This window comes from Chitinophaga sp. (genome assembly GCF_036566945.1).
Classification (GTDB): Bacteria; Bacteroidota; Bacteroidia; order Chitinophagales; family Chitinophagaceae; genus Chitinophaga.
This window is the reverse complement of record NZ_DATCVJ010000570.1, coordinates 1-11,212: the sequence shown is the minus strand read 5'-3', so window position 1 is coordinate 11,212 and position 11,212 is coordinate 1. Positions and strand designations below refer to the sequence as shown.

Below are 11,212 nucleotides of genomic sequence, written 5' to 3'. Positions count from 1 at the left end.
CAATAATTTGATGGACCGGAGCATAGCCTAAACGAAATATCTCTTCTCTCCATCTGGTACCCGAAAAAAATCGGGTAAAAATTACTGTTGATCCCTCCTCTTTCTTTTTTAGAAAATGTCAAAAAGAAAAACACGCCTGCTGACTATTCAGATCTTAAACTGCTTACCGGGTCGGCAATCGCTGCCTTTATTGCCTGAAAACTTATTGTTACCAGCGCCATCAAAACAACCAATAAAGCTTCTGGTGCAAACATGAACCCGCTGAGTGGAATCCGATAGGGATAATTTTGAAGCCACTTGTCTGCAGTGATCCATGCCAACGGAATGGAGATGAGCAGCGCAATCATGATTAATTTCAGGAAATCCATTGATAAAATAGCGACTACACGACCCACTGATGCGCCCAACACTTTACGGATACCAATCTCTTTGGTTCTTTTTTCGGCATAGAATACCGACAATCCGAACAGTCCTATACAGGAAATAAATATGGTGAGGACGGCGGCAGAGAGCATAATTTGTTTCCATCGCGCCTCTACTTCGTAATTTTTCCGGTTTTCCTGATCTTTAAATTCAAAAGAATAAGGAACGAGGGGAAACAGTTTCTTAAATACCCTTTCAATTTTCAGCAGGCTGGCCGTTTCACTATTGACAGCAATTTTAATATAGGCCATTCCAAATCCATCCGGCCCCTTCATAGAAAACAATTCCGGCCCTATTTCCTGACTCAGGGATTGAAAATGATAATCCTTTACCACGCCGATAACCCGATATTTCTCAGCTCCATTCATGATCACCTGTTGACCAATTGGTTCTTTCCATCCTGCTTTTTTTACAAACGATTCATTTACTATCACAGCGCCGGAAGAGTCTGACGGAAACCCCGATGAAAAATTCCTTCCTTTTAGTATTGGGATTTTTAACAGCGGTATATAAGATTCATCAATGGCTACGTTAGCAAAGCCAATGGCAGCATCCTCATTTATTTTTCCTCCATTAAAGGAGTAGCCGTTATCTTTGGCAGCCAGACCAAGGATGTTAGGATACTTCATCAGTTCTTCCCTGAATAACCTGGCCTCCCCGCGGGTCAATCCTGCTTTATTTACCAGGACAAGATTGCTGTCATCGTAACCTAGTTTTTTAGTCGTCAGATAGCTAAACTGAGAAAAGATAATAAACGTGGCACAAATTAAGAACGACGCCAACGTGAACTGTATGACCACCAGGGTTTTTTGAAGGTAATTCTTACCAGAAAAAGAAAAGCGACCATACAAAACTTTTACCGGATTATAACGCGACAAGACCATGGCCGGATAAAAACCCGCCAGTCCACTGGTGACAAGAAAAAGAACCAGATAACCTGTCAATAATTTCATGTCGAACATACTGGAGAGTGTGATGTTTTTATCCGCCAGCTGATTGAATACAGGTATGGCCAGTAGCAGCATAATAATGGCTATGCCAAAGGCCAAAAGGCATAATAAAGTAGATTCACCGAGAAATTGTATCACTAACTGTTTTCTATTGCCCCCCATCACTTTGCGCACACCAATTTCCTTCGCTCTTTTCAGGGAGCGGGCAATAGTGAGATTGACGAAATTGATACAGGCAATCAGTAGTATAAAGCCCGTAATGCAGGATAGTATAAAGGAATAAGACAGGTTGCTGGCTCCTGAAATATCGTTTCTGTCGATGTTATTGTTCAGGTGAATGTCGGTGAAGGGTTGCAGCCTGTATCCTCCGCTTAACTTCGCGTGCGTGGCTTCTTCCATCTGTTTCACAACGTCCGGCGCATCGTCGGCAAATGCTTTTGTCATTTTGGCTTCCACAGCGCTGATATCGGCATGCGGATAAAGCAATACATAAGTATTCAGATAAAAGGAGTTCCACCTCCGACTGCCATGTTCCATGTCCGGAGATGCTTTGTGAGGAAGCAGGACGTCAAATTGTAAAGATGAATTTTGCGGGCATCTTTTTGCAACACCGGTGACGACAAACTCTTCAAATCTATCACCTCTTTTCATTAAAAGGTTTTTTCCCAATACGGCAGTTGAGCCGAAATATTTCCTGGCGGCGGCCTCTGACAACACCACGGAATTAGTCTCCAGCAAGGCTGTTTTGGGGTTACCACTCAGCAAAGGAAAAGTGAATACGGTGAAAAAGTTAGCATCTGCACTCAGCAATTTGGTGGAGCTGATCTCTGCACCATTTTTAATGTCGGCCTGACCACCAAATACCCTTACAAACGCCTTTATCTCCGGTATTTTTGACGCAAAAAGTGGCCCCTGCACATCGCCTGTGATACCCATTCTCCGGACTTCGCCCTGGGGACTGGCCGCCTCGGCGAATATGCGATAAATCTGTTTCGCGTTGGCGTGAAAGCGGTCATAGCTCACTTCATCTTTTATATACAAAATGATGAGCATGGCGCAGGCTAACCCAAGACTAAGTCCCGCTATATTGATGATGGAATACACCCTGCTACGAAAGAAGTTTCTGAAAGCTGCGATGAGATAGTTCCTTAGCATTTTTGAAGATAATTTAAGTCTGGAAAATCAGCCATCCATTAAAGTAGCGAAGAAAATGCCTAAACAATATAATACTAATAATAAACAATTAAAACATTACAAAATATAATAAATTGTCCGCTTTAGATACACGTGGTGTTCAATTTTGAGTTGCCTTGTTTGGTTCCTGAAAAATGGTCCGAATAACCTCATGGGGCGAATATTTTCCCGCTGCATCCCGACTGTACACAGCTTTAACAGTGTTTAACTATTGCTGTAATAAACCCGTTATGGTCCTTCCCGTCTAATGACTACTATTTCCGTTCAGCCTGAACACTAGTACCGGAATCACTGTTACTGTAAAACAAAGGAATGGATCTTCTTAAACGAACCGAAATGCTATGAGTAAATTTATTATCGCGCTTGTCTTCCTTTTTGTACTGGGTGCCTGTAAAAACAACAAGAGTGGCGGCAAACAAAACACGGTAAAGCCTTATCCCGTCATCACACTTCAGCCGCAAACGGCGGTCATCAACTCCGATTATCCTGCTACCATCCTGGGCGTACAAAATATTGAAATCCGGCCTAAGATCGATGGCTATGTTGATGCTATTTACATCGACGAAGGCGCGAGTGTGAAAAAAGGACAGTTGTTGTTCCGGATCAGCGCTCCTCAATATGAGCAGAATGTAAATACCGCGCAGGCCAATATTAAAATCGCCGTAGCCGATGTAAACGCTGCACAAATGCAGGTAAACAAGGTAAAGCCGTTGGTAGAAAAGGATATTGTGAGTGCCTATGAACTGGAGGCGGCTGTATATAATCTGCAGTCCAAACAAGCGGCCCTGGCACAGGCGAATGCTGCATTAAGTAACGCCAAAACAAATTTAAGTTACACCGTCATTAATAGTCCCGCCGATGGGGTGATTGGTATTCTTCCTTATAAAATAGGCAGTCTGATCGGCAGCACCACAGCCAATCCGCTGACAACGGTGTCCGATATTTCTACCATCTATGCATATTTTTCTATCAATGAAAGACAGGGGCTCGATTTCTTCCTGTCGTCCAAAGGTGTTACCATGCAGGATAAGCTGGCCACCATGCCGCCGGTAACCCTGGTATTGGCCAACGGTATTACGCTGCCCCGCAAAGGCCGCGTAGAAACTGCCAGCGGGTTAATTAATCCCTCCACCGGTGCATTGAATATGAGAGCCACCTTTGCCAATCCTGACGGATTGGTACGCAGCGGCAGCAGCGCCATTGTACGCATTCCACAAACCATAGATACCGCCCTGCTGGTGCCCCAGAAGGCCACCTACCAGATACAGGGTAAGCTGTTTGTGTACGTAGTCGACGCCGATAATAAAGTGAGGTCTGTAGACATAGGCTCCAATGCCAGCGCCGCAGGACAATCCTTCGTGGTACAACATGGCGTACAAAAAGGCGATAAAATCGTGATCGATGGTATCAGCAACCTGCGGGAAGACCAGGTCATCAATCCCCGCATGGTGAATGCCGACAGCGTGTACAACAGTCTCTGAGCAAAAGGATCTACCCGATCCATTTAAAATATCAACATGTTAAAAAGATTTATAGAGCGGCCGGTATTATCAACAGTTGTATCCATCATTATCGTCACCCTGGGGATACTGGGGTTGGTATCACTTCCCATTTCCCAATATCCGGATATTGCCCCTCCTACCATCCAGGTGCAAACGTCGTATAGTGGCGCCAATGCAGACGTGGTGCTGAAAAGTGTGGTGATTCCGCTGGAGCAGCAGATCAATGGCGTGGAAAATATGGACTATATCACCTCTACCGCAGGCAATGATGGTTCGGCCAATATTACGGTGAGCTTTAAGATAGGTAGTGATCCCAACATGGCGGCGGTGAATGTGCAGAATGCCGTAGCACGTGCTACGCCCCTGCTGCCACAGGAAGTAACACGTTCCGGCGTTACCGTACAGAAGAAACAAACCAGTAACCTGCTCATCTTTTCGGTATACAGTACCAACCCTTCTTTCGACCAAACCTTTCTGCAAAACTTTACGGATATCAATATTACACCGGTGATCAAGCGTATCCCCGGCGTAGGCGATGCTTCCGCTTCCGGATCGATGGATTACTCCATGCGTATATGGCTGAATACCCAGGCCATGGCCAGTTATGGACTGGTACCGGCAGATATTACCACGGCGTTGTCTGAACAGAATATACAGGCGGCTCCCGGTCAGTTTGGAGAAAGTGGCGGACAGGCTTTCCAGTACGTCATCAAGTACCCCGGTACGCTAATGGATACCACCCAGTTTGGCAACATCGTGTTGAGGTCTAATCTGCGCAGCCGTTTGCTGCGGTTAAAAGATGTGGCCCGCATAGAACTGGGCGCCCTCAGTTATTTCAACAGCACCCGCACCAACGGATATCCGGCCGTGTCTGTGAGTGTAGCGCAGGTAGCCGGTTCCAATGCACGCGATGTGATCACGCAAACGCTGAAGGTCATGGAAGATGCTTCCAAAACCTTTCCCAAAGGCGTGAAGTATGTGGTATTGCAAAATGTGGATGACTTTCTGACCGCCTCTATCGAGAAGGTATTGCATACCCTGTTTGAAGCGTTTATACTGGTGTTTGTGGTGGTATTTATTTTCCTGCAGGATTTCCGTTCCACCTTAATACCCGCGATCTCTGTTCCCGTAGCTATTATAGGTACCTTCTTTTTCCTTAAACTATTTGGCTTCACCATTAACCTGCTCACCCTGTTTGCGCTGATTCTCGCCATCGGGATTGTAGTAGATGATGCCATTGTGATTGTAGAGGCGGTGCATGCCCGGCTGGATACGGGGTATAAGTCGGCCCGCAAAGCCAGCATAGACGCGCTGGACGAAATATCCGGCGCCATTGTTTCCATCACACTCGTGATGTCGGCAGTATTTATTCCGGTGAGTTTCATCGGTGGTTCCTCCGGTATTTTCTACAAACAGTTTGGGCTTACACTAGCGATTGCCATTGTGTTGTCGGCCATCAATGCACTGACCCTGAGTCCGGCGCTTTGCGCGCTTTTTCTGAAACCTCACGCCAACGCGCATACGAAGAAAATGAATTTCCTGCAGCGGTTTTACCAGGCATTCAACGTGGCGTTTGAAAGACTCACCAAACGATATACCAGCACCCTTACTTTTTTCAGCAGGCGGAAATGGATTCCGTTGTCGGTATTGGCGTTGTTTACCGTTGGCCTGATTATTCTTGCGAAGATGACGCCTACGGCGTTTGTGCCGGAAGAAGATTTGGGTACGATCAACTGTAACATCAGTTTACCGCCCGATGCCTCCTTGCAGCGCACCGACATCGTGGCGCGGAAAATAGAAAAGATAGCGGCCACCATACCTGAAATCAATAATGTGCTGGCCGTTACCGGCCGCGGACAATTATCAGGAACCGGTAGTAACTACGCGATGGTGGTAATGCGGCTGATCCCCTGGGATCAGCGGAAAAGAAATATACAGCAGATCATTAAGGAATTAAATAAGAAGACGGCAGAGATGACCGAGGCAGAGATTAAGTTCTTTGCACCGGCCACCATACAGGGTTTTGGCGCTTCCAACGGTTTTGCTTTCCAGTTGCAGGATAAAACCGGCGGCGATATTGCGCACTTTTATAAAGTAAACAAAGACTTTCTCAGTGTGCTCACGCAGCGACCGGAAATACAATTTGCCACTACTTCTTTCAATCCTAATTTCCCGCAGTACCTGATGACGGTGAATGTGCCGAAGGTCAAGGATGCCGGGTTAAATGTTACCGACATCACCAATGCCATGCAGGGTTATTACGGTGGTATTTATGCGTCCAACTTCAATCAGTTTGGGCAGCAATACCGGGTGATGGTGCAGGCTTCACCGGAATACCGGTTAACGCCCGAAAGTTTGAACGGGGTTTCTGTGCGCACGGCAGACGGTGTGATGGTGCCGATTACAGAGTTTGTAACGCTGTCGCAAACGTATGGCCCGCAAGCGATCACGCGTTTTAACCTGTTTAATTCTATCAGTATCAGTGGTACGCCGAATACCTCCTATAGCTCCGGGCAGGCTATTGCCGCCATCCAGGAGTCGGCCGCGGAAACGTTGCCGCCGGGTTTTGGATTTGAGTTTTCCGGTATCACGCGGGAAGAACTGGCCGGCAGCAGTCAAACGATCTTTATCTTTTTGCTCTGTCTCATTTTCGTATACCTGCTACTGAGTGCCCAATATGAAAGTTACCTTTTGCCGTTTGCCATCTTACTGGCCATTCCGGTGGGTATTTTCGGCGCCTTTTTGTTTGCGCTGATCTTTGGGATCAGCAATAATATTTATGTGCAGATTACGCTCATTATGCTGATTGGGCTGCTCGCTAAAAATGCGATCCTGATTGTGGAATATGCCGTGGAACGAAGACGTAAAGGCATGAGCATCGCTGAAGCAGCGGTGAGTGGCGCGCAGGCGAGGCTGCGTCCCATCCTGATGACATCTTTCGCCTTCATCCTGGGACTGGTACCGCTGATGCTGGCCAGTGGCGCGGGCGCCAACGGTAACCGCTCCATCGGAACAGGCGCTGTAGGCGGCATGCTGGTGGGAACGGTGTTTGGTATATTCATTACCCCTGCTTTGTTTATCGTCTTCCAAACACTACAGGAAAAAATACAACGGGCACCGGAAGCCGAAGAAGAAGAAACAACGCTTCCTCCGCAGACGGAGCAAACAGCATCTTAGAAAACAATGCCCGTTTACAGACGGGTGTTTCAAAAATATCAGCGCATGCATTTTCGACGTTCATCAAATATTATTTTCTTCATTGGCGGCCTGGCGTTGCTGTTATCGGCCTGCCATATTGTGCGGCCGTATCAGTCGCCAGGCATTGCCGACAAAAATCTTTACCGCGACGTAGCCAGTACCGATACCAACACTATTGCTACCCTGCACTGGAAAGAGATCTTTACTGATACGCTGCTGCAACAACTGATTACGGAAGGCATTCAAAACAACCTGGACTTACAGGTAGCGTGGTCGCGGATGCGACAGGCAGCGGCGAACTATTCGCAAAGCAGACAAGCACTCTATCCATCTGTAGGCGCAGATGCCAGCGCCGCCATCGCAGGTGCTTCCAATCAAAGTGGTACGGGCCGGAGTGTGGTCCCTCAGCAATACGGCGCGGAGCTCACGGCTACCTGGGAAGCAGATATCTGGGGCAAGTTGCGCAGCAGCCGGCGCGCCGGTCTGGCTGCCCTATTGCAGGCAACTGCAAATGCACAAGCCGTACAAACGGGGCTGATAGCCGATATTGCCAACAACTACTACTACCTGATGTCGCTGGATCAGAAGCTGCAGATTACCCAGCAAACCGTGATCAACTGGCAGGCAACAGTGGAAGTGATGAAAGAATTGAAAAAAGCAGATGTGGTGACCAGCGCAGCGGTGGTGCAAAGTGAAGCGAGTCGTTATGCGGCAGAAGTAACGATCCCGGATCTGAAGCAATCTATCCGGGAAACAGAAAACACGCTGAACCTGCTGCTGGGGCATATTTCAGGCCCCATTGCCCGCGACACCATTGATGCACAGCAACCCATTATGTTACTGAAAACAGGTGTACCGGCGCAACTGCTGGCTAACCGGCCGGATGTACAGGCAGCGGAATATAACCTGCGGTACTATTTCGAATTAACGAATGTAGCCCGCACCTACTTCTACCCGGCCCTCACCATTTCCGCGTCTGGTGGCTATACCAGCTACTTTTCGCTCACCGGTCCCGGTTCCTGGCTGAGCAGCCTGGCCGGAGGCTTGGCACAGCCCATTTTTAACCAGGGTATCAACAAAACCCGCCTGAAGGTGGCGCAGGAACAACAGCAACAGGCGGCGCTGAATTTCCGCACCGCGGTGCTGACAGCCGGTCAGGAAGTATCCAATGCTTTATCGTCTTACAATACGGCGCAGGAAAAGACAAACGCCCGCCGGCTGCAACTGAAAAATCTGCAGTTGTCGGTGGAGTATACACAGGAACTGGTGCGGTATGGATTTGCTAATTATACAGAAGTGCTGAATGCACAGCAAAGTTTGTTGCTCGCGCAACTGAATAAAGTAAACGATCACCTGCAACAGCTGCAGTCTATCGTATACTTATACCGTGCGTTGGGAGGCGGATGGAAATAGTTATATCACCATCACCAGCACGAGCCGAAAACCATCGGGGTCCAGCAAGGTAATGCCATGTTCGTTCCAATATGGATTTTTTGCTTTTACTTCCGGCGTACCGGCTCTGCGGGCCTTTTGCAGCATTTTGGCGAATACTTCTTTCGTTTCGGGGTATAATACCAGCAGATCGTCTTCATCTGGCTGATGCTTTGGTGGTTCGTCAGAAACGGTAAACTCCAGGTGCCAGTTTTCTCCGGGCAGGCCCAGGAAAACGCCATCGTAATGACTGTGATCCTGAAAAGATCCTAATTGCCGGAAGCCTAATACATCCTGATAAAAACTAATGATCTGCTCCAGTGAAGTGGTATGCCTGGCGACTCTTAATCTCATAACGCTACAATGCTTTTTAGTTATTGCCAGTCGTAAGATAAAGGTAAATTGTGAAAGCAAAAAGACATGGAGGAGCGTGATTACATTTACAAATCATCTGATTATGATGCGCATTGCCATCGTTGTTGCTTGTGCTGCTATATTGGGAGCCGCCTGTCATCCGGCTCCGGCCAATGATGATACCGGGCTGCCGGGGATAGATACGGTAGTTGCCAGCCGCCTGCAGCCGCCGCCCGATACCGTGGCGCCGGCGCTGTTGAAAGATAAACCTCTGGAAGAAGCCATCGCCATCGCCGGACCATCGGACGAGGCGACGGAGTTTTATATGTCTGATTCTTTATCTGAATTCCGCATTGGGTTGTTTAATTTTTTTAAACGCAAAGACTATCTGCGCCAGCGTATACAGATTAAAGAGGTGACCTGGTATAACGGAGAAAAAAATATTACGGTATGGTACCGTGAAGAAGATTTCTCCTGGCGTTTTATTACCATGTCGGTATGGGACAAGGATGCCAACTTTTAAGACCCTATCAGTAATTCCTGCCGGAAAGGCAATGCCGGCAGTGCGGCGTCGGTATTGAGGACTTCATCTACCAGTCCGAATGCTTTCGCTTCTTCGGCGTTCATGAAGCGATCATTATTAAACACCCCCGCTACTTCTTCTACTGTGCGGCCGGTGTGTTTGGCTATCACCTGGAACGTTTTATCCTGGAGTCTTTGTTGTTCGCGGAAAGCGATGCGTACATCTTCGGTGTATCCTTTGGCGCCGCCGCTGGACGGGTGCATGTGGATGGTGGCGTTGGGCAGTGCGTAGCGTTGTCCGGTGGCGCCGGCGGTGAGAATGATGGTGCCCATGCTGCCGGTAAAACCAATCGCCATGGTAGATACGGGCGACTTCAATATTTTCATGGTATCATAAATGGCCAGGCCGGCGTAAATCACGCCACCGGGGCTATTGATGTACATATTGATAGGCCGGTGGTTTTCGCTGTCGAGGTACAGGAGTTGTGCCACCATGAGGTTAGCCACCTGGTCGTCGATGGCGGTGCCAAGGAAAACGATCCGTTCTTTCAGCAGCAGGCTGTATATATCAAAGGCACCGCGGCTCTCGCCGTCGATAACAGTAGGAATCAAAAAAGCCATTTTATTTAAATATTGAAGTGATAGATGTATGGAAAGATTCGTCTTGCATGAGTCGTTGAAAGACGGCATCGAGTTGTGTACGTTTTTCTTCTCTGGCCAACCAGACGATGAGCTGCAGGGCTTTTCGCTGATGGCGTACATGGGCGCGCAAGGCAGGATCTACCAGCATGCGGGCCTGAAATACGAGGCGGGTAGCTGTGCTCATTTCCCGCAGCAGGTAGCGGTCTGTTTCCTGTATGTCAACTAACTGTTTCCGCATAGTCTGATGCTTTAATCTGTTCCCTTACTTTTTCAAGGCACTTGTATTTCTGTACACTGGCGGAATGCAGCGTTTTGAAATTAAAATCGGCGGCAATATCCTGTATGGAATGTTGTTCATAATAAAAGGCCTGCAAGAGTTGCAGGCATCGTTTGCCAGCGGCCTTTACGTAGTCCAGTAAAGGCTTTGGGGCGGGTGGTGGTGCATAGTAATCTGCTGGTACTGCTATATCTGCATTTATATTTTCGAGAGATGCATACCGCTCCGTTTGTCTCATTTTCCGGATACAGCAGATCCTGGCGATCCCTGAAATATAAGCTGCTGCTGATACGTTGGCAGGCAGTGTCTGTTTTTTTTGTTTTTCGAGATAGATGATCACGGCGTCCTGGAAGATATCTTTGGCCATCTCCAGGTTGCCCCCCATCTGGTAAACTAATCTGGCTACCCGTGGCAGGGTACTCTTGTATATTTCTTCCAACCACTGATCTTCATGATTGCGCATAAAAACTGGTTTTATATACTAGTGTCGGTAAGCGACTAAATATCACCTAAAATTTAAGAAATATTTTTTTACCTTTGCCGCATCATGAAATTATAATCCACATACACAAAACAGGCTGATCCTGTAAACATGCCGTCCGGCGTGTTTTAATCCACCTATCTATATATTTATACAACGATGATCACCGGTATGCTACAACTGCATAAGCCGATTTGTTTCACCTAAATTTTACTGACATGAGAATGATGACCATCAT

General features: G+C 47.6%; 9 protein-coding genes. 4 read left to right on the top strand and 5 right to left on the bottom strand.

Annotated features, from left to right (window positions below; translation table 11 throughout):
* Nucleotides 1-143: 143 nt before the first annotated feature.
* Nucleotides 144-2,528, bottom strand: a complete 2,385-nt coding sequence (locus VIP81_RS17365; RefSeq protein ID WP_331963636.1) for an ABC transporter permease — start codon at nt 2,526-2,528, stop codon at nt 144-146.
* Between the two features lie 380 nt (nt 2,529-2,908).
* On the opposite strand from VIP81_RS17365, the gene VIP81_RS17360 reads away from it, so the two are divergent.
* From VIP81_RS17360 to VIP81_RS17350, 3 genes are read left to right on the top strand one after another with little or no spacing between them, the layout of a single operon-like run.
* Nucleotides 2,909-4,048 (top strand): efflux RND transporter periplasmic adaptor subunit, encoded by a 1,140-nt coding sequence (locus VIP81_RS17360; protein ID WP_331963633.1) that lies wholly within the window; start codon nt 2,909-2,911, stop codon nt 4,046-4,048.
* 36 nt (nt 4,049-4,084) lie between these two features.
* The gene (locus VIP81_RS17355) at nt 4,085-7,246 is read left to right on the top strand and encodes an efflux RND transporter permease subunit (RefSeq protein ID WP_331963630.1); all 3,162 of its coding nucleotides are present in this window, start codon (nt 4,085-4,087) and stop codon (nt 7,244-7,246) included.
* A 45-nt stretch (nt 7,247-7,291) separates the two neighbouring features.
* Nucleotides 7,292-8,680: an efflux transporter outer membrane subunit gene (locus VIP81_RS17350; protein ID WP_331963627.1), complete on the top strand. Its 1,389-nt coding sequence runs from the start codon at nt 7,292-7,294 to the stop codon at nt 8,678-8,680.
* On the opposite strand, the gene VIP81_RS17345 is transcribed toward VIP81_RS17350, so the two are convergent.
* Nucleotides 8,681-9,052, bottom strand: a complete 372-nt coding sequence (locus tag VIP81_RS17345; RefSeq protein WP_331963624.1) for a VOC family protein — start codon at nt 9,050-9,052, stop codon at nt 8,681-8,683.
* Between the two features lie 103 nt (nt 9,053-9,155).
* On the opposite strand from VIP81_RS17345, the gene VIP81_RS17340 reads away from it, so the two are divergent.
* Complete coding sequence (locus VIP81_RS17340) at nt 9,156-9,575, top strand: hypothetical protein (RefSeq protein ID WP_331963621.1); 420 nt, start codon at nt 9,156-9,158, stop codon at nt 9,573-9,575.
* Here VIP81_RS17340 and VIP81_RS17335 read toward each other — a convergent pair.
* Genes VIP81_RS17335 through VIP81_RS17325 form a run of 3 tightly spaced genes read right to left on the bottom strand, consistent with a single transcriptional unit; the run spans nt 9,572 to nt 10,956 of the window.
* The gene (locus tag VIP81_RS17335; protein WP_331963618.1) at nt 9,572-10,195 is read right to left on the bottom strand and encodes a ClpP family protease; all 624 of its coding nucleotides are present in this window, start codon (nt 10,193-10,195) and stop codon (nt 9,572-9,574) included. The two genes, VIP81_RS17340 and VIP81_RS17335, sit on opposite strands and share 4 nt — an antisense overlap.
* A 1-nt stretch (nt 10,196) precedes the next feature.
* Nucleotides 10,197-10,454 carry a hypothetical protein gene (locus tag VIP81_RS17330; RefSeq protein ID WP_331963615.1) on the bottom strand — a complete coding sequence of 86 codons (258 nt, stop codon included), beginning with the start codon at nt 10,452-10,454 and terminating at the stop codon, nt 10,197-10,199.
* Nucleotides 10,435-10,956, bottom strand: coding sequence for a sigma-70 family RNA polymerase sigma factor (locus VIP81_RS17325; protein ID WP_331963612.1), 522 nt, complete (start codon nt 10,954-10,956; stop codon nt 10,435-10,437). The genes VIP81_RS17330 and VIP81_RS17325 overlap by 20 nt, the downstream gene beginning before the upstream one ends.
* Nucleotides 10,957-11,212 lie beyond the last annotated feature (256 nt).

What these genes read in the sequence shown, in the direction of transcription:
- VIP81_RS17365 (WP_331963636.1), bottom strand. Translation starts at nt 2,528, where the DNA reads ATGCTAAGGAACTATCTCATCGCAGCTTTCAGAAACTTCTTTCGTAGC.
- VIP81_RS17360 (WP_331963633.1), top strand. Translation starts at nt 2,909, where the DNA reads ATGAGTAAATTTATTATCGCGCTTGTCTTCCTTTTTGTACTGGGTGCC.
- VIP81_RS17355 (WP_331963630.1), top strand. Translation starts at nt 4,085, where the DNA reads ATGTTAAAAAGATTTATAGAGCGGCCGGTATTATCAACAGTTGTATCC.
- VIP81_RS17350 (WP_331963627.1), top strand. Translation starts at nt 7,292, where the DNA reads ATGCATTTTCGACGTTCATCAAATATTATTTTCTTCATTGGCGGCCTG.
- VIP81_RS17345 (WP_331963624.1), bottom strand. Translation starts at nt 9,052, where the DNA reads ATGAGATTAAGAGTCGCCAGGCATACCACTTCACTGGAGCAGATCATT.
- VIP81_RS17340 (WP_331963621.1), top strand. Translation starts at nt 9,156, where the DNA reads ATGATGCGCATTGCCATCGTTGTTGCTTGTGCTGCTATATTGGGAGCC.
- VIP81_RS17335 (WP_331963618.1), bottom strand. Translation starts at nt 10,195, where the DNA reads ATGGCTTTTTTGATTCCTACTGTTATCGACGGCGAGAGCCGCGGTGCC.
- VIP81_RS17330 (WP_331963615.1), bottom strand. Translation starts at nt 10,454, where the DNA reads ATGCGGAAACAGTTAGTTGACATACAGGAAACAGACCGCTACCTGCTG.
- VIP81_RS17325 (WP_331963612.1), bottom strand. Translation starts at nt 10,956, where the DNA reads ATGCGCAATCATGAAGATCAGTGGTTGGAAGAAATATACAAGAGTACC.